Genomic DNA, 16,976 nt, shown 5'->3' on the forward strand with positions numbered 1-16,976 from the left:
GCATCCCGATCATGACCGACCTCCCGCTCCAGGTAATGGCCACCCTCCCGGCGCTGCAGCTGATCGAGACCCTGCAGGCCCGCCACGGCGATCTGCTGTTCCACCAGTCCGGCGGCTGCTGCGACGGCTCCTCGCCGATGTGTTTCGCCCAGGGCGATTTCATCGTCGGCGACCGTGACGTGCGCATGGGCGAGATCGGCGGGGCGCCGTTCTACATCAGCCCCGCGCAGTTCGAGTACTGGAAGCACACCCAGCTGATCATCGACGTGGTGCCCGGCCGGGGCGGCATGTTCTCGCTGGAAAACGGCGAGGGCGTGCGCTTCCTGGTCCGCTCGCGCTTGTTCAGCGATGAGGAGTTCGCCCGGCTCAAGGCCGCGGGCCGGGTCTGAAACACGCTGCGGCAACCCGTCCATAATGGCGGCTCTCCCGCCGTGATGTCGCCGCCATGCCTGTGTGGTCCGCCCTGAAGAATCCACTGCTGTCCGTGCTGGCCGTCGTGTTCGCGTTCGCGGTGATGGTGCTGGTCAACAGCCTCGGTTCGTGGCTGGTGCCATTACTGCGCATTCCGCCGGGCGGCGAGCCGCAGCTGGCCTGGGACCTCGCCTGGACGATCCTCAGCGGCATCGCCGCGATCGCCTTTGCCAGCCGTTACGCGCCGACCTGGCCCCGTAGCCACGGCGGCGTGGTGTGGGCGGTGATCGCGGCCGCATCGATCTACACCGCCTGGGATTTCGGCAGCGATTTCCCGTTCTGGTTCGTGGTGATCCTGCTGGTCTCGCTGCCGGTGCAGGCGTTCGTGGGCCTGTGGGCGGGCACGCGGTTCCGGCCAGCGCGCGCCTGATCAGGTGCCGGGCAGCACCTGCTTCACCTGCTCGATGCCCGCCCACGGGTCCTGCTTCAACCGCTCCGCGCGCTGCAGCGCCTTCGCCATCGGGAAGGCATACGGCGCCGCGATGCGACCCAGTTCTTCCCAACGCAACGGCACCGCCACGCCGGCACCCGGCCGCGCCCGCAGCGACCACGAGCTCACACTGGTGGCGCCACGCGCATTGCGCAGCCAATCGATGAAGATCACCCCGTCGCGCTTGGCCTTGCTCATCGTCGCCACGTAGCGCTCCGGTGCCTGCGTGGCCATGGCCTGCGCGAAGGCCTCGCAGAAGTCCTTGGCGTGCGCCCAGTCGGCCTTGGGCTGCAGCGGCACCACCACGTGCACGCCCTTGCCGCCGGAGAGCCGGACGAAGCTCTCCAGCCCGGCTTCCTGCAGGCGCGCGCGCACATCGCGTGCGGCGGCCTTGATCTGGGTCCAGTTCACGCCTTCGCCGGGATCCAGATCGAACACCAGCCGGTCCGGGTGTTCGGGATCCTCGACGGTGGCTCCCCAGGGATGCAGCTCCAGCGTGTTCATCTGCACCAACTGCAGCAGCCCCTCCACATCCTCGATGTACAGGTAGTCCTCGCGCCCGCTCTTCTGCTCCAGCGGGATCGCCTTGACCGCACCGCCCAGCCCGGTGCCATGGTGCTTCTGGAAGAAGCAGGGCTTGTCGACCCCGTCCGGGCAGCGCAGCACCGACAGTGGACGGTGCGCCACCTCGGGCAGGATCCAGCGCGCCATGCGCCGGTAGTAGTCGGCCACTTCGCCCTTGGTGATCTTCGCCTTGGCGAACACCACGCGTTCGGGATGGCTGATCGCCACGGTGCTCTCTTCCTGCACAGCGGCGGTAGTGACGTTGGCTGCCGCGACCAGATCCTTCGGCTGTTTGTCTTCGCGCAGCCGCTTGAAGCTGGCCTGGCGCAGCAACCCTTCCTTGGCCCAGCCGCGGAAAGCGACCTCTGCCACCAGCACCGGCCTCACCCAGTGCACGCTGCGCGCGGTGAACGGCACATGCGCGGGCAGCTCCACCACCGCGTCCTTCACGGTCAGCGGCGTCAGTTGCTTGGTCAGCGCGCGCAGCGCGGCATCATCGAAGCCCGTGCCGACGCGGCCGACATAACGCAACCCACCCTTGTCCGGTGCGGCCATCAGCAGCGAGCCAAAACCGCTGCGCGATCCCTTGGGCTCGGTATAGCCGACGATGAGGAACTCATCGGTGTTCTCGTGCTTGATCTTGATCCAGTCGCGTGAGCGTGCGTTGACGTAGGGCGCATCGATCCGCTTGCTGATGATGCCTTCGAACCCGGCCTCGCCACTGGCGGCGAACACCGCCGGGCCGTGGTCGCGCACATGGTCGCTGTAGGCCAGGGTGTCCGGCTTGCTGCCCAGCAGATCCTTGAGCAGCACCTTGCGCTCCAGCAGCGGCACCCGGCTGACATCCACACCGGCGATGCCCGGCATATCGAACACTACATAGCGCAGTGGCTGTTTCGCGGTGCCGTCGATGACCTTCTGCAACGCGGTGAAGTCACTGCGGCCCTGCGCATCCAGCACCACCAGTTCACCGTCCAGGCGCAGATCGCGCACCGGCAGCCGTTCGATCGCCTGCACCACCTCGGGAAAATCGTCGGTCCAGTTCAGCCCGCCGCGCGAGCGCAGCGCAACCACGCCATCGCGCACGTCGGCGAGCAGGCGATAGCCATCCCATTTGATCTCGTGCAGCCACTGCTCGCCATCCGGCGCGGTGGCACGGTGGTCGGTCAGTTGCGGCTTGAAGTCGTGCGGATAGGGCCTCTCGCGTGCGCCTTCAAGCGCGAGCGCGCGTTTGGACCAGCGCGCATCGGCCTTGCGTACGACGCGGGTGGTAACGGCCTTGGCGGGGGCGGTTTTCCTGGCCGGGGCGGCCTTCGTTGCGTTGGCAGCGGCGGCCTTCCTGGTGCCCGTGCGCTTGGCGGCCTTCGGTGGCGCCTCCAACAGATCATCGGCCTCCATATCCCTTGCCTCATCGTCATCGCGTTTGATCAACAGCCACTGATGCTGCTTGCCCTTCATCGCGGTGCGCACCAGTTTCCAGCCGCCCTTGAGGCGCTCGCCGTGCAGCACGAAGTCCACCTTGCCAGCCGCGATCGCCTCCAGCGGATCGCCGTCGCAGGCCCACGTGCCGTGGTCATAGACATCCACATGGCCAGCGCCGTAGTGGCCGCTGGGGATATCGCCGGCGAACGTCGCATAGGACAGGGGATGGTCTTCCACCTCCACAGCGAGCCGTTTTTCGCCGACACGCAGCGAAGGGCCCTTCGGTACCGCCCAGCTCTTGAGCACGCCGTCAGCTTCCAGCCGGACGTCGTAATGGCGCGAGCTGGCATGGTGCAGCTGCACCACGAAGATCGGCCGTCGCGCCGGCGCACCGCGGCGCTCGGCGTCCGGCTCGGGGGTGCCGTCGAAACGGCGTTTACGGCGGTATTCCTGCAGGGACACGGCGGCTTACCCGGCTTTGCGCGCAGGCGCGCGCTTGGGGGTCTTCTTGGCCGCCTTGCCTGCTGTCTTGGTCGCCTTTTTGGCGGCGGTGGGTTTGGCGACCTTGGCCGTGGCCTTCTTCGCCGCTGTCTTTCTGGCGGCCGGCGTGCGCTTCTTGGCATCCAGGCTCTTCTGCAGCAGCGACATGAAATCGACCACGTTCGTCGCATCGTCCTCGCGCGGGACCGGCTCCTCCTCCACCTTGGTGGTGCCGCCCTTGGCCTTGATCCGCTTCTTCAGCAACGTGTGCAGGCGCTCGCGGAATTCATCGTGGTACTCGTCCGGCTTCCACTCGCCGGACATCGACTCGATCAGCTGCTCGGCCATGGCCGTTTCCTTGCTGGTGATGCGGTACTCGGACAGGCTGCCACTGGGCAGCTTGTAGTCCTGCGGGTCCACCAGTTCCTGCGGATAGCGCAGGATCATCAGCACCAACGCATCGCCGTGCGGCATCACCGCGCACAGGTACTCGCGGGTGCGCACCACGACCCGCGCGATGCCGACCTTGCCGGTGCTGCGCAGCGTTTCGCGCAGCAGCACGTAGCCTTTCTCGGCTTTCTTGGCGGGCACCAGCAGGTAGGGCTTCTCGTAGTAGCGCGGATCGATCGTGCCGGCATCGACGAAGGTCTCCACCTCGACCGCCTCATGACTTTCCGGCGCGGCCGAGCGGATGTCGTCTTCCTCCAGCACGACATAGCTGCCCTTGTCGTACTCGTAGGCTTTGACGATGTCCTTCCACGGCACTTCTTCGCCGGTATCGGCGTTGACGCGCTCGAAGCGGATCGGCTTGCGGTCGCGCGAATCCAGCATCCGGAAGTGCAGATCGACGTTGCGCTCGCCGGACATCAGCGACACCGGGACATTGAGCAGCCCGAATGACAGCGTGCCGGTCCAGATCGGTCGGGCCATGGTGGCGCCACTCCAACACTACAGGGAGGGCAGCTGTACCGCGCGGCACGTGAAACGCCTGTGTCCAGGCTGTGCAGGCCGGCTGCACGCCGCGACTACTGCAGCAGGCCGTGCACCGCCGCCGCCGGCATGTGATCCAGCGCCAGCCACGCGTCTTCGACCACGGCGCGGGCCTGGTGCCAGCCCAGTCGCGACTGCCCGCGCATCTGTTCCCAGTGCTCGGCCAGCTCGCCATCGGTGTCATCGGCACCGCGCGGCCAGTCGGCGTAGTGCGTGGTCAGCGCGAAGGCGTAGGCGGGATAGAGGTCGCGCCAGCTACGCCGGCCATGACTGCGGCGCTGCTCGTAATCGCTGCGCATGTACTGCAGGTAGTCCTGTGCAACCGCCTGCGCGTCCTCGGCACGGTCACGGCGCGCACGGCGCCCGCTCCGTTCCGGCTGCAGGTAGGCGTTGAACAACGCGGGTGCGGCACGGCGGTCCAGGCGGGGCATGACACGACTCCGACAGCGGCGGGGCAGGCAGGAATAGACCCGCCACCGTTATCCGGCCGTGACAGATTCGTTGATGCACCGGGATTCGCGGCGACTTCACCCGCCGCGCGCTGTAGTGGGGTGCACAGCTACTGGAGAACTCCCATGCCCCGCGATCCCCTGCGCGACGCCACCGCCCCGGTCCCCGGCGAGCAGCGCGCCAAACATGACAACCAGGACGCCGAAGACCGCGGCGCCGGGATGTCCGTGCCCGACGACGCACCCGATCACCTGCCGGTGGCGGTCACCCCGGACCCGGTCCCGCGCGACCGCAAGGATTCGGCAGCCGGCGAGAAAGGCCCGGCCGGTCATCACCGCCGCGAAGATGAATACCAGCGCCGCCAGCGCAAGGAACACGCCAGCGACAACCAGGACGAGGCGCTGGAAGAAACCTTCCCGGCCAGCGACCCGACCTCACCGTTCGTGCCGGCCAAGCCGCCGCGCTAGGTCAGGGCGCCCACTGCCACTGCAGCCCGACGTTGTAGCGGCGGTCCGGGCCGGGCTCGAAGAAGCGCTGGTTGCCGTCGTTGACGATCACCGAGCCGATGTAGCGCTGGTCCAGGGCGTTGTCGATCCGGGCGAAGGCACGCAGCGTGCCCTGCGCGGTGGTCCAGCGCCGCGATAGTTCCAGATTCAGCAGCGCGTAGCCCGGCGCGCGCTCGGTGGCCAGATCGTTGACCACGGTGTCGCTGGAGGCCACCACCTCGGCGGCCCACTGCCACGGGCCCGGGCGGTACTGCACCCGCGCGTTCCACTGCTGCCTGGGCACGCCGGGCAAGCGTGAGCCGGCGGTCACCGTGTTGCAGCCAGCGGCCGCGCACAGCGCATACGGATCACGCACGGTGGCCTCGAGCCAGGTGTAGGCCAGCGAAAGATCCGCCTGCGCCCCCAGCGGCTGCACATAGCTGGCCTCCGCGCCCTGGCGGCGCGTGCGCCCGATGTTGCGGTAGGTGCTGCGGCCGCCGCTGTTGCTCGCCACGGCCAGCTCGTCAGCGGTATCGGCGCGGAACAGCGCGGCTTCGACCTGCGCGCCATTCTGTCCATGCCACTTGCTGCCGACTTCCAGGTTGCGGCTGCGGGCCGCCGAGAGATCCAGCGCCAGCCCGGCCTGGCCATCGGCGCGATAGCCCAGCTCGTTGAAGGTGGGCGTTTCGAAGCCACGTCCGGCCGACGCGTACAGCCGCCACGCATCGCTGGCGCGGAACACCACCCCGGCCACCGGCGTGGTCGCTTCGTAGCGACGCGAACCGCTGTCGTCCGGATTACCGGCGGTGATGTAGTGGTCGTTGGAGCGGAAACGGACCGTGCTGTGGCGCACCCCCAGCAGCAACGACCAACGCGGCGCCCACTGCCACCACGCCTGGGCGAACTGGTCCACGTTCTCGACCCGGTCGCTCTGGTCACGGCGCAGGCGGCCCTTGATGCCGACCTGATCCCCGACGAAGTTCTCGTAACCACGACGATCCTGCTGCTGACGGTCGGCATTGGCACCGATCACCACATCCAGCGGTCGACCGGCCCAGTCACCGTGCCACGCCCAGCGCGCGTCGAGCCCACCGTAATCGCCGTCCAGATCGATCACCCCACCAGCGTGCAGCGGCGAGTTCAGCTGCGGCGCCGGCGGGATCGCCAGGTACTGCTCCACGCTGCGCTGGCCGGCATAGCCCATCGCGCGCCACGTCTGCGCGCCCTCCGTTCGGGTGAACACCAGCCCGGCCTGGGCCTGGCGCACGGATTTGCGGGTGTTGTACTGGGTGGCCACCGCAGTGGCCTGGCGTGGGTTCTCGCGCACCTGGGCGCGGGTCAGGCCGAGCGGATCCTGCGCGTCGGGCGCATCGAAGTAGTTCAGGACCAGATCCAGCTGGCCGCCGCCGACATCCGTGCCGAGACGGGCGTTGACCGATTCGCGCCGGGCCTGGCTGTGGTCACGCCAGCCGTCCGTGCGGAAGTGGTTGGCGGCCACGTTGTACCGGATCGGTCCCTCCACGCCACGCAGCTGGGCGCCGGCGCTGAGGGTGTTGTCGCTGCCGGTGTCCAGCCGCAGGCGCCACGGGTCGCCCTCGGCGCCGTCCGCACTCCACACCTGCACCACGCCGCCAGAGGAGTTGCCGTACAACGCCGAGAACGGCCCGCGCAGCACCTCCACGCGCTGCGCCGAGAGCAGGCTGGCGTGGGAGAGCTGGCCCTGGCCGTCGGGCATGGTGGCCGGCACACCGTCCACCAGCACCCGCACGCCGCGCACGCCGAAGGTCGAGCGCGCGCCGAAGCCGCGGATCGACAGCTGGGTGTCCTGCGCGTAATTCTGGCGATCACGGGCGACCACCCCGGGAATGCCGTTGAGTGCCTCGGAGAGCTGGGCCAGCGGCCCGGTACGGTCTTCGTCCACCCAGACCGTGGTCAGCGAGGCCGGCAGATCGATATCGGCCACCTGGGCCACGCGCGCGGCCTGGACCTGGACGGTCGGCAGGCGCTCGATCGGGGCGGGCGGGGTGGGGGTGTTCTGGGCCTGCGCCAGCGACGGCAGCAACACGGCCGAGGCCAGCGCACAGTGGCGGGCCAGCGGGGTAAGACGGAGCATGCGGGGCGGGATCCTCGGTGAATGGGCGTGCCGCACGCCATGGTACGGAAGGTGACGTGACGACGGCCTCGGCGCCCTCGGCAGGGCTTTGTTACGATGGGTCGGTTTTGGCTGATTCTGCCGCCATCTCCGCGTCGCGCCACCCTCCCCCTTCCGTCATCCGAATGAGTACCGCCGTGTCCTTCTTTGCAAATGTGGAACTGGTCCCAGGCGACCCGATCCTGGGCCTGACCGAGGCTTACAACGCCGACAGCCGCCCGATCAAGGTCAACCTGGGCGTGGGCATCTATTACGACGAGAGCGGCCGCATTCCGCTGCTCCGCGCCGTGAACACGATCGAACAGCAGCTGGCCAATGACGCCAAACCGCGCGGCTACCTGCCGATCGACGGTCTGCCGGCCTACACCCAGGCCACCCGCGAGCTGGTCTTCGGCAAGGACTCGCCGCTGCTGGCTGCTGGCCGCGTGGCCACCTCGCAGACCATCGGCGGCAGCGGTGCGCTGCGCGTCGGCGCGGACCTGCTGCACAAGCTGCTGCCGCACGCCACCATCGCCATCAGCAACCCGAGCTGGGAAAACCATCGCGCGGTGTTCGGCGCGGCCGGCTTCGACGTGGTCGATTACACCTACTTCGATGCCGCCACCCATGGCGTGGACTTCGACGGCATGCTGGCCGACCTCGGCAAGCTGCAGCCGGGCACCGTGGTGCTGCTGCACGCGTGCTGCCACAACCCGACCGGTGCCGACCTGACCGTCGCGCAGTGGAAGCAGGTGGCCGAGCTGCTGAAGGATCGCCAGCTGTTCCCGTTCATCGACATGGCCTACCAGGGCTTCGACAAGGGCATCAGCGAAGATGGCGCCGCCGTGCGCATCATCGCCGAGGCCGGCATCGACAGCTTCGTGGTCGCCAACTCGTACTCCAAGTCGTTCTCGCTGTATGGCGAGCGCATTGGCGCGCTGTCGGTGGTCGCCCCGGACGCGAACGCGGCCAAGGCCGTGCAGTCGCAGGTCAAGCGCATCATCCGCACGATCTACTCCAGCCCGTCCAACCACGGCGCTGCGCTGGTGGCCGGTGTGCTCAACAGCGTCGAGCTGCGCCAGGTGTGGGAAGCGGAACTGACCGAGATGCGTGAGCGTATCCACGCCCTGCGCCATGGTCTGGTGGAGAACCTGGTCGCCGCCGGCGCACCGGAGTACGCCTTCATCAACGACCAGGCCGGCATGTTCTCGTACTCGGGCCTGAGCCGCGCCCAGGTGGACCGCCTGCGCGACGAGTTCGCGATCTACGCCGTCGGTACCGGCCGCATCTGCGTGGCCGCACTCAACCAGGGCAACCTGGCATACGTGGCCAAGGCGGTGGCGACCGTCAGCAAGGGCTGAGCAGTATTGCCCCTGTGAAGCAGAACGGCCGCCATGCGCGGCCGTTCTGCTATGCGGTGCCGCCCGCGCCTCGTAATGGCTCCGGCGAAGGGCGACAATAGGCGCTTCCCCTCTGAAGGCCGCCTGATTCCATGTCCCAGACGTCGCTGACCCGCTATCTGATCGAAGAGCAACATGCCGGCCGCATCAACGCCGATCTGCGCCAGCTGATCGCTGTCGTCGCCCGCGCCTGCACCAGCATCTCCATCGCGGTCAGCAAGGGCGCGCTGGGCGGTGTGCTCGGCGAAGCCGGTACCGGCAACGTGCAGGGCGAAGCGCAGAAGAAGCTGGACGTGATCAGCAACGAGATCCTGCTGGAAGCCAACGCCTGGGGCGGCCACCTCGCCGCCTGCGCCTCGGAAGAAATGGATCACTGCCAGCCGGTGCCCGACACCTACCCGCGCGGTGACTTCCTGCTGCTGTTCGATCCCCTCGATGGCAGCTCCAACATCGACGTCAACGTGTCGGTCGGCACCATCTTCTCGGTGCTGCGCTGCCCGCCGGGCACCGAGCAGCCCAACGATGCCAGCTTCCTGCAGCCGGGCACCGCGCAGGTCGCGGCCGGCTACTGCATCTACGGGCCGAGCACGCAGATGGTGCTCACCGTCGGCCACGGCACCCACGCGTTCACCCTTGACCGCGAGAAGGGCGAGTTCGTGCTGACAACGACGGACATGCAGATCCCGGCGGACACCCAGGAATTTGCGATCAACATGTCCAACCAGCGGCATTGGGAAACCCCGATGCAGGGCTACGTGCAGGACCTGCTGGCCGGCAAGGAAGGCGCGCGCGGCAAGAACTTCAACATGCGCTGGATCGCCAGCATGGTCGCCGACGTGCATCGCATCCTGACCCGCGGCGGCATCTTCATCTACCCGTGGGACACGAAGGATCCGTCCAAGGCCGGCAAGCTGCGCCTGATGTACGAAGCCAACCCGATGGGCCTGCTGGTCGAACAGGCCGGCGGCGCCGCCACCACGGGCCGCGAGCGCATTCTCGACATCCAGCCCGATCAGCTGCACCAGCGCGTGCCGGTCTTCCTCGGCTCGCGCAATGAAGTGGAAGAAGCCACCCGTTATCACCGCGAACACGACAGCGCGGCAGGTTGATTTCCTACACAGGGCTGGCCGATCGGTCAGCCCTGTTGTTACGTGGCAACGGCGTGACATCGGCCACGGCAGCGGTCACCATCGGCCATTCGTGCCCACGGATGACCCCATGACTGCCGACGCACCGCTCGATTTCATCGAAGTAATCCACAACGCCGTCCCCAACGAGGTCTGCGCGGCCCTGCAGGCCCAGATGCGATCCAGTGCGCAGTTGCAGCCGGGCGAAGTGGGCAGCGGTGTGTTCCCGGAACTCAAGCACAGCAAGGATCTTCGCATCAGCGGGCGGCCCGAGTGGCGGCAGGCCGAAGCGGTGCTGCAGCAGGCGGTTTTCAAGGGTTTGCTGACTTATCTACGCCGTTATCCACAGGCCCTGATCTCGCCGTTGATGTTGCAGATCCAGGACAGCCACGGCCAACCGCGCCGGTTGGCAGCCGAGGATTTCCCCGACATGGACGACGCCACGCTGTCCGACCTGGCCCGCACCTGCCTGCGGCCCGGCGCCATCAATCTGCAATGGTATGCGGCGGGCGAGGGTGGCTATCCGTACTGGCACTGCGAGCTGTATCCGCGCGATCCGGCCGGCGAAACGCTGCACCGCCACCTGCTGTGGACGCTCTACCTCAATGACGATTTCGACGCCGGCGAAACCGAGTTCCTGTTCCAGGGCCGCAAGGTTGCGCCGCGCACGGGCAGCCTGTTGATCGCACCGACGTCGTTCACCCACACGCATCGGGGCAACCGGCCGCAGGGTGGGGACAAGTTCATTGCGACGAGCTGGATTCTTTTCCAGAGTGCTCAGAAATTATTTGGTGGGAACTGATCAGCGCGCCCACACCAGCAACACAGCACCGACAACGACAACCACGGCCAACACCATCACCGTGATCAGCACATTGCGCCCGGTGCGCTTCGCCTTCGCCTTCAACCCGGCCAGCACGTCCAGATCGAGATAGAGACGATCAGCGCCCGCGTCGCGGATGACGCCGTTGTCGCGGTAGTACTTCAGCGCTACCTGCAATGCAGGGTCGATGCTGTCCGCCGCGATCGCGCTCTGCGGTGACAGCGCCTGATGGCCGGTGAAGTGTGCGATCACCGCGTCGCGCTGCTGCTGCACCGCGGCGGTGATGGCGGCGTTGATCGCGATGTTGGCCGCGTTCGACGCGGCCGAGGTGGCTGCCGATGACATGTGGTTCCCCTTGGATATCCGATATGGACGTCAGGCCACCGCGGCGCGGCGTCTTGGCCCGATTGTTGGGCGGGCGCGGCCCAAAGTCCATCGGGGGCGCTGGTTAGAACAGCGAGCCCTGGGGTAAGTCCACCCGCGGGGGCAGCGGCCGCAGGAAGCGGGTGCAGTCCAGCTTCGGCCAGTGGCTGTGCTGCGCGTCGAAGCCCAGGCGCTTGCGAGCCAGCTTGAAGCGGTTGGACAGCAGATCCGCGTAGACGCCTTCGCCGCGCATGCGCGTGCCGAACTGGCTGTTGTAGTCCTTGCCGCCACGCAGCTGGTTGATGGTGCTCATCACGTGCGTAGCGCGGTCCGGATGGTGGGTGTCGAGCCAGTCGCGGAACAGGGGCGCCACTTCCAGCGGCAGGCGCAGCAGCACGTAGCCGGCCGTGGTGGCACCGGCATCGTGGGCGGCCTCGAGCACGGCTTCCAGCTCGGCATCGTTGATCCACGGGATCACCGGCGCGACCATCACCCCGACCGGGATGCCGGCATCGCTCAGGCGACGCATCGCGCGCAGCCGTGCATGCGGGGCCGAGGCGCGTGGTTCCAGCCTGGCCGACAGGTGCGGGTCCAGCGAGGTCACCGAGAAGTGCACGCTGACCAGGTGCTTTTCCGCCAGCGGTGCGAGCAGGTCGATGTCGCGCTCGACCAGCGCGTTCTTGGTGATCAGCGAGAACGGGTGCTGCGTTTCGAGCATCACCTCGATCAGCTGGCGGGTGAGTTTGAGCTTGCGCTCGATCGGCTGGTAGGCGTCGGTGTTGATGCCCAGCGCGATCGGCTGCGGCACGTAGCCGGGGCGCGAGAACTCCTTGCGCAGCAGCTGCGGCGCATTGGTCTTGGCGAACAGCTTGGTCTCGAAGTCCAGCCCGGGCGAGAGATTGAGATAGGCGTGCGAGGGCCGGGCGAAGCAGTACGAACAGCCATGTTCGCAGCCGCGGTACGGATTGACCGACTGGCTGAAGCCGACATCCGGCGACTTGTTGCGGCTGATGATGCTGCGGGCGGTTTCGGCGCGTACTTCGGTGCGCAGCCGCGGCGCGGCGAACTCCTCGCACTCGTCCGGCGCCCAGCCGTCGTCCATCGCTTCGCTGACGGTGACCTCGAAACGGCCCGCCAGGTGCGTGCGGGAGCCCCGGCCTTTGATCGCAATACCCATCGTCAAAGGCTATCGCCGGGACGTCTCAGGGAATGAGACGTTGTGGCATCGGAACGGCGGGGATGGGAGATATCCATGGTTAGTAGTATTACTAACCACAGGGGCAATGGGAAGTGAAACCCGCGCCGGGTAAGGGTTGCCGGAGGTGGGGACCGATTTGATCCCCCAGATTATCCACAGGGTCAGGGCGCGTGCCTGGCGTGCCATGTCACCGGGCGGCTGAGCCGACCATCGGGCGGCTCCTACCGGATGCGGGGCGCCTTACGCGGCAGGGATCCGCGTCGCATCACAGCAGCCGCAGATATCCCTTCACCGTGGCATCCAGCCCGTCGTACAGCGCCTCGCTGATCAGCGCATGGCCGATCGAGACTTCCAGCACGTCCGGCACGGTCCGCAGGAACTCGGCCAGGTTGTCCTGCGACAGGTCGTGGCCGGCGTTGACGCCCAGGCCGGCCGCCTGGGCGCGGCGCGCGGCATCGCCGAACAGCGCCAGCATGGCGGTGGCATCGCCGGCGGCATGCGCCTCGGCGTAGGGGCCGGTGTAGAGCTCCACGCGGTCGGCACCGATCTCGGCGGCCTGAGCGATGTCGGGGTTGCCTGCGTCCACGAACAGGCTGACCCGGCAGCCGTACGTCTTCAACTCGGCGATCAGCGGGCGCAGGCGCTGTGCATCACGGCCGAACTCAAAGCCGTGGTCGGAAGTGAGCTGGCCGTCGCCGTCCGGCACCAGGGTGGCCTGGGCGGGGCGGGTCTGCGCGCACAGCGGCAGCAGCCCGGGGTAGCCCTCACGCGGTGGCGCGAACGGGTTGCCCTCGATGTTGAACTCCACGCCTCGCTCGGCCGTCAGCGCGGACAGCGCCAGCACGTCCTCGGCATGAATGTGGCGGCGGTCCGGGCGCGGGTGCACGGTGATGCCGTGCGCGCCGGCGTCCAGGCAGGCACGGGCGGCCTGCAGCACGTCCGGGTCGGTGCCGCCGCGCGAGTTGCGCAGGACGGCGATCTTGTTCACGTTGACGCTGAGTTGGGTCATGGCACTACGAGGGGTCGGATTCGCCCTGAGCGGCCGGGGTACGCGCCTGGAGGGCGAGCTCCCGCAGCCGACGGAGTTCGTTGGGATCGGTGATGGCCGCGCGGGTGGGCTGCACATCGCCGAAGCGGGCCACGTAAAGGCCGCGGACCCACGCCAGCAGGAACACCAGGGTGCCCAGCAGCGACAGCGCCATCAGCCCCATGTGGGGGGTCTTGAGCGCCATGCCGAAACAGGCCAGCGCGAACAGCAGAAACAGCCAGTACATGTCGTTCTCCCCGATTGACCGGGCCAGTGTAGCGCTGGCGCCGGGTGTGGTTCCACGGGGAGCAGTGGTTACAGCAGCGGCGAGGCCAGGCGGGCGAACGCCTCGGGCACACGGTGCCGCCACAGCGAACGCTGGCGGTCGTTGTAGACCGGTGAGGCGCTGCTGTATTCGGCCAGCAGGATCTCGGCCAGCGCTGCCACCCGACCGGTGTCGCTGATCATCATCGACAGCTCGAAGTTCAGCCGGAAGCTGCGGTGATCGAAGTTCGCACTGCCGACGATGCACACGTCGTCATCGGCGATGAAGGCCTTGGTGTGCAGCATGCGCGGGCCGTACTCGTAGATCTTGACCCCGGCCTGCAGCAGCTCGTCGAAGTAGGAGCGCGCGGCCTGGGTGACGAACCAGGAGTCGCTCATCTTGGGCACCAGCAGACGCACGTCCAGCCCACCGAGTGCGGCCGAGGTCAGTGCCATGCGGGCGGCCTCGCCGGGCACGAAGTACGGCGTCACCAGCCAGACGCGCTCCTTCGCTTCGTGGATCGCCGCCACGTGCAACCGGTGGATGGTCTCCCATGAGGAGTCCGGTCCGGACACCAGCACCTGCGCATTGATGCTGCCCTCGCTGCGGCTGGGCATGGTTTCCGGCCACAGCTGGGCGATGTTGAAGCGCGCCGGTTCCTGGCCGGTGGCGTAGATCCAGTCCTCGATGAAGACCAGCTGCAGGCTGCGCACCACGTGGCCCCGCAGCCGCATGTGCAGGTCGCGATACGCATCCGGGCGGACGCTCTCGTCTTCCTCATCGGTGATGTTGATGCCACCGGTGAACGCCTGCAGGCCATCGATGATGACCAGCTTGCGGTGCGTGCGCAGGTTCAACCACGGCCGCTTGAACGGCTTGAGCAGCTGCCGGGGATGGAACCACACCACTTCGGCACCGGCATCCAGCAGCGGCTGCAGGAAACGCTTGCGGATGGATGACGAACCGACCGCATCCAGCAGCAGCCGCACGCGTACACCGGCGGCGGCACGCTCGGTCAGCGCATCGCGCAGCGCGGTGCCGGCGTGGTCCGGATTGAAGATGTAGTACTCCAGGTGCAGGTGATCCTGCGCCTTGGCCACGGCCGCGAGCAGCGCGCTGTAGGTGGCCGCACCGTCGACCAGCCACTCCACTTCGGTGGCCGAGCTGGGTGACAGCCCGGTGGTGGCCTGAGCGATCTTGGCCAGCTCGGTGCAGTCCGCGTCCGGTGGGCAGACGCTGCTGTAGTGCTCCATGCCCGAGCGCGAACGGCCACGGCGCAGGCGCTGCCGCTTCACCTTCTGCGGGCCGAGCAGGTAGTAGATGAAGAGCCCGAGGTAGGGCAGGGCGGCCAGCGACAGGATCCAGCTCAACGTGGCGACCGGCTCGCGCTTCTGCAGCATGATCCAGCCGGTCAGCCACAGCAGATAGAGAATGTAGGCCGCCACCATCAGGGGGCGCAGGTGGGGGATGGCGTCGAGCCAGTCCCCGAAGACGTCGAAGGTTGCGAGCATGGCCGGATGATAGCGGGCGGCGTGGCGCTGGCGCGTATCCGCGGCCGGCGGCACAAAAAAAACGCCCCTGTTTCCAGGGGCGTTTTCCAGTCGCGTCATGACTGCGTCTTGCGTATTACTGCTGTACGAAGCCGATCTTCTTCATCTGAGCATTCTTCGCGGCAGCCAACACCTTGGCCATCACGTCGTACTCGGAGTCCGGGCTGGCATCGATGCGCAGTTCCGGCTGGTTGGTCGGATCGCGCTGCACTTCCTGTTCCATACGCTGCTGCAGTTCGCCCACAGCCACCGGGCTGTTGTTCCACGACACCTGGTTGCTGGCGTCCACCTTCAGCTCGATCGGCGGCGGCGGTTCGACCGTCACCGGCGGTGGGTTGAGCACGCGCTGCGGCAGGTCAACGGCGATCGGGTACGTCATGATCGGCGCGGTGACGATGAAGATGATCAGCAGCACCAGCATCACGTCCACCAGGGGCGTGACGTTGATGTCGGCCATGGGGCCTTTGTTACCACCAGTACTGAACGCCATGGCTTACTGCCCCTTTACTTTGGTGGCGACGAAGCCCACGTCGAGCATGCCCTGTTCCTGCGCGACCTTCGTCATCTCATTGATGACGCGCATCTTGGTGGTGCGATCACCACGCAGGTTGAGGGGCGGCTGCGGGGTCTGCTGGGCGGCGGTCGCCAAGCGCGACTCAAGAGTCTGCTTGTCGATTTCCTCGTCGTTCCAGTAGATCGAGCCGTCTTCCTTGACTGCCAAGGTGATCGGGCTCGCCCGCTTTTCAGCGTCTTCCGGATTCTGCACCAGGTTGGCCTCAGGCAGATCCACCTTGACCTTGTGGGACATCAGGGGCGCCGTGATGATGAAGATGATCAGCAGCACCAGCATCACGTCCACGAGGGGCGTAACGTTGATGTCGGCCATGGGGCCGCCGCTGTTACCACTACTGAAAGCCATAACGGGCTCCGTCTAGATCGTGTTGACTACGTTCTCGCTGGGTGACGCGCGTCGCTATTAGCGAACGCGCGAACCGGTGGCGAAGAAGTCGTGCAGGTCGTGAGCGAACGTATCGAACTTGCTGATCGTGGCGCTGTTGATCTTGCTGAAGAAGTTGAAGGCGAACACGGCCGGGATAGCCACGAACAGACCGATGGCGGTCATGATCAGTGCTTCACCCACCGGGCCGGCAACGGCGTCGATCGAGGCGGAACCGGTGGCACCGATCTTGATCAGCGCGCCGTAGATGCCCCACACGGTACCCAGCAGACCCACGAACGGAGCGGTTGCGCCGACGGTGGCCAGCAGGGTCATGCCCGACTGCAGGTTGTTGCTTTCGCGGGTCACGGCCTGACGCAGGGCGCGATCGACGAACTCCGAACGGCTCAGGTTTTCACCCAGGCCACCGGTGGCGCCGCCTTCCGAACGCTGGTGGTGCGCAGCAGCCTGTGCAGCGTCCAGAGCGATCTTGGAGAAGGGTTCCGAAGCCGGCTGTTCTTCCATCGCACGGATGGCGTCCTGGGCGTTCGGGGTATCCCAGAACAGGCTCACGACCTTGTCGGCAGCAGCCTTCAGACGGGAAGCACGGAAGATGTTGATGACGGTCCAGTACCAGGACATGGCCGACATGATGATCAGGGTCAGCAGCACGACCCAGGAGACGGCGAAGTCACCCGGCTGGGTGGTCATCTCGTGGATCAGGTGCTCGAAGCCCATCTGCGACAGGGCGTTGGAGTTGCCCCCGGCAGCAGCGGCGATGAAAAGTTCCTGCAGCATGACGCTTACCTTTGTTGTGTGTGGTGATAAAGGGTATTGCTAGAAATAACCGGTAGAAGCGGTGG

The 16,976-nt window shown here is 67.0% G+C and carries 18 protein-coding genes; 6 read left to right on the forward strand and 12 right to left on the reverse strand.

The genetic code is table 11. The features are described from left to right. Positions 1–11 precede the first annotated feature (11 nt). Complete coding sequence (locus ACWV8V_RS11425) at positions 12–389, forward strand: DUF779 domain-containing protein (RefSeq protein ID WP_313210550.1); 378 nt, start codon at positions 12–14, stop codon at positions 387–389. Between the two features lie 56 nt (positions 390–445). After that, positions 446–841: a hypothetical protein gene (locus ACWV8V_RS11430; RefSeq protein ID WP_455899781.1), complete on the forward strand. Its 396-nt coding sequence runs from the start codon at positions 446–448 to the stop codon at positions 839–841. Here ACWV8V_RS11430 and ligD read toward each other — a convergent pair whose 3' ends face one another. The 3 genes from ligD to ACWV8V_RS11445 form a co-directional block, all read right to left on the reverse strand. Then, a complete protein-coding gene (gene ligD, locus ACWV8V_RS11435; RefSeq protein ID WP_455899782.1) occupies positions 842–3,349 on the reverse strand; it encodes a DNA ligase D in 2,508 nt (835 codons plus the stop codon). A 6-nt stretch (positions 3,350–3,355) separates the two neighbouring features. Further along, complete coding sequence (gene ku / locus ACWV8V_RS11440) at positions 3,356–4,297, reverse strand: non-homologous end joining protein Ku (protein WP_455899783.1); 942 nt, start codon at positions 4,295–4,297, stop codon at positions 3,356–3,358. Between the two features lie 95 nt (positions 4,298–4,392). Next, positions 4,393–4,788, reverse strand: coding sequence for a hypothetical protein (locus ACWV8V_RS11445; RefSeq protein ID WP_121043771.1), 396 nt, complete (start codon positions 4,786–4,788; stop codon positions 4,393–4,395). A 144-nt stretch (positions 4,789–4,932) separates the two neighbouring features. On the opposite strand from ACWV8V_RS11445, the gene ACWV8V_RS11450 reads away from it, so the two are divergent. Continuing rightward, positions 4,933–5,274 carry a hypothetical protein gene (locus ACWV8V_RS11450; protein ID WP_102788774.1) on the forward strand — a complete coding sequence of 114 codons (342 nt, stop codon included), beginning with the start codon at positions 4,933–4,935 and terminating at the stop codon, positions 5,272–5,274. A 1-nt stretch (position 5,275) separates the two neighbouring features. On the opposite strand, the gene ACWV8V_RS11455 is transcribed toward ACWV8V_RS11450, so the two are convergent. Continuing rightward, a complete protein-coding gene (locus tag ACWV8V_RS11455; RefSeq protein ID WP_455899784.1) occupies positions 5,276–7,405 on the reverse strand; it encodes a TonB-dependent receptor family protein in 2,130 nt (709 codons plus the stop codon). 176 nt (positions 7,406–7,581) lie between these two features. Between ACWV8V_RS11455 and ACWV8V_RS11460 the strand changes: the two genes are divergently transcribed. From ACWV8V_RS11460 to ACWV8V_RS11470, 3 genes are all read left to right on the forward strand, one after another. Beyond that, the gene (locus ACWV8V_RS11460) at positions 7,582–8,784 is read left to right on the forward strand and encodes an amino acid aminotransferase (RefSeq protein WP_121043765.1); all 1,203 of its coding nucleotides are present in this window, start codon (positions 7,582–7,584) and stop codon (positions 8,782–8,784) included. A 131-nt stretch (positions 8,785–8,915) separates the two neighbouring features. Then, a complete protein-coding gene (locus tag ACWV8V_RS11465) occupies positions 8,916–9,932 on the forward strand; it encodes a class 1 fructose-bisphosphatase (protein ID WP_455899785.1) in 1,017 nt (338 codons plus the stop codon). 109 nt (positions 9,933–10,041) lie between these two features. After that, entirely contained in the window at positions 10,042–10,752 is a 711-nt protein-coding gene (locus tag ACWV8V_RS11470; protein ID WP_455899786.1) for a 2OG-Fe(II) oxygenase, read from the forward strand. Here the strand turns inward: ACWV8V_RS11470 and ACWV8V_RS11475 are convergent, their stop codons facing one another. The 8 genes from ACWV8V_RS11475 to exbB all read right to left on the reverse strand — a co-directional run bounded on the left by ACWV8V_RS11475 (position 10,753) and on the right by exbB (position 16,911). After that, positions 10,753–11,118: a hypothetical protein gene (locus ACWV8V_RS11475; RefSeq protein ID WP_455899787.1), complete on the reverse strand. Its 366-nt coding sequence runs from the start codon at positions 11,116–11,118 to the stop codon at positions 10,753–10,755. It abuts the gene before it with no gap. 103 nt (positions 11,119–11,221) lie between these two features. Then, positions 11,222–12,313, reverse strand: a complete 1,092-nt coding sequence (locus ACWV8V_RS11480) for a PA0069 family radical SAM protein (protein WP_455899788.1) — start codon at positions 12,311–12,313, stop codon at positions 11,222–11,224. Positions 12,314–12,599: 286 nt separating this feature from the next. Next, a complete protein-coding gene (locus ACWV8V_RS11485) occupies positions 12,600–13,343 on the reverse strand; it encodes a pyridoxine 5'-phosphate synthase (RefSeq protein WP_455899789.1) in 744 nt (247 codons plus the stop codon). 4 nt (positions 13,344–13,347) lie between these two features. Next, positions 13,348–13,608: a hypothetical protein gene (locus tag ACWV8V_RS11490; RefSeq protein ID WP_070474188.1), complete on the reverse strand. Its 261-nt coding sequence runs from the start codon at positions 13,606–13,608 to the stop codon at positions 13,348–13,350. A gap of 68 nt (positions 13,609–13,676) precedes the next feature. Continuing rightward, a complete protein-coding gene (gene cls / locus ACWV8V_RS11495; RefSeq protein ID WP_152152796.1) occupies positions 13,677–15,137 on the reverse strand; it encodes a cardiolipin synthase in 1,461 nt (486 codons plus the stop codon). A 115-nt stretch (positions 15,138–15,252) separates the two neighbouring features. After that, positions 15,253–15,666 (reverse strand): ExbD/TolR family protein, encoded by a 414-nt coding sequence (locus ACWV8V_RS11500; RefSeq protein ID WP_046272258.1) that lies wholly within the window; start codon positions 15,664–15,666, stop codon positions 15,253–15,255. Between the two features lie 3 nt (positions 15,667–15,669). Further along, a complete protein-coding gene (locus ACWV8V_RS11505; protein WP_046272259.1) occupies positions 15,670–16,095 on the reverse strand; it encodes an ExbD/TolR family protein in 426 nt (141 codons plus the stop codon). 57 nt (positions 16,096–16,152) lie between these two features. Further along, positions 16,153–16,911, reverse strand: coding sequence for a TonB-system energizer ExbB (exbB, locus tag ACWV8V_RS11510; protein WP_259260728.1), 759 nt, complete (start codon positions 16,909–16,911; stop codon positions 16,153–16,155). Positions 16,912–16,976: the final 65 nt, after the last annotated feature.

This window comes from Stenotrophomonas sp. Ker107b (genome assembly GCF_053847245.1).

Excerpts from the sequence above, each read along its gene's own strand:
- ACWV8V_RS11450 (WP_102788774.1), top strand. The coding sequence starts at position 4,933 with ATGCCCCGCGATCCCCTGCGCGACGCCACCGCCCCGGTCCCCGGCGAG.
- exbB (WP_259260728.1), bottom strand. The coding sequence starts at position 16,911 with ATGCTGCAGGAACTTTTCATCGCCGCTGCTGCCGGGGGCAACTCCAAC.
- ACWV8V_RS11445 (WP_121043771.1), bottom strand. The coding sequence starts at position 4,788 with ATGCCCCGCCTGGACCGCCGTGCCGCACCCGCGTTGTTCAACGCCTAC.
- ACWV8V_RS11475 (WP_455899787.1), bottom strand. The coding sequence starts at position 11,118 with ATGTCATCGGCAGCCACCTCGGCCGCGTCGAACGCGGCCAACATCGCG.
- ACWV8V_RS11505 (WP_046272259.1), bottom strand. The coding sequence starts at position 16,095 with ATGGCTTTCAGTAGTGGTAACAGCGGCGGCCCCATGGCCGACATCAAC.
- ACWV8V_RS11470 (WP_455899786.1), top strand. The coding sequence starts at position 10,042 with ATGACTGCCGACGCACCGCTCGATTTCATCGAAGTAATCCACAACGCC.
- ACWV8V_RS11455 (WP_455899784.1), bottom strand. The coding sequence starts at position 7,405 with ATGCTCCGTCTTACCCCGCTGGCCCGCCACTGTGCGCTGGCCTCGGCC.
- ACWV8V_RS11480 (WP_455899788.1), bottom strand. The coding sequence starts at position 12,313 with ATGGGTATTGCGATCAAAGGCCGGGGCTCCCGCACGCACCTGGCGGGC.
- ACWV8V_RS11465 (WP_455899785.1), top strand. The coding sequence starts at position 8,916 with ATGTCCCAGACGTCGCTGACCCGCTATCTGATCGAAGAGCAACATGCC.
- cls (WP_152152796.1), bottom strand. The coding sequence starts at position 15,137 with ATGCTCGCAACCTTCGACGTCTTCGGGGACTGGCTCGACGCCATCCCC.
- ACWV8V_RS11500 (WP_046272258.1), bottom strand. The coding sequence starts at position 15,666 with ATGGCGTTCAGTACTGGTGGTAACAAAGGCCCCATGGCCGACATCAAC.
- ACWV8V_RS11425 (WP_313210550.1), top strand. The coding sequence starts at position 12 with ATGACCGACCTCCCGCTCCAGGTAATGGCCACCCTCCCGGCGCTGCAG.
- ku (WP_455899783.1), bottom strand. The coding sequence starts at position 4,297 with ATGGCCCGACCGATCTGGACCGGCACGCTGTCATTCGGGCTGCTCAAT.
- ACWV8V_RS11430 (WP_455899781.1), top strand. The coding sequence starts at position 446 with ATGCCTGTGTGGTCCGCCCTGAAGAATCCACTGCTGTCCGTGCTGGCC.
- ACWV8V_RS11490 (WP_070474188.1), bottom strand. The coding sequence starts at position 13,608 with ATGTACTGGCTGTTTCTGCTGTTCGCGCTGGCCTGTTTCGGCATGGCG.
- ACWV8V_RS11485 (WP_455899789.1), bottom strand. The coding sequence starts at position 13,343 with ATGACCCAACTCAGCGTCAACGTGAACAAGATCGCCGTCCTGCGCAAC.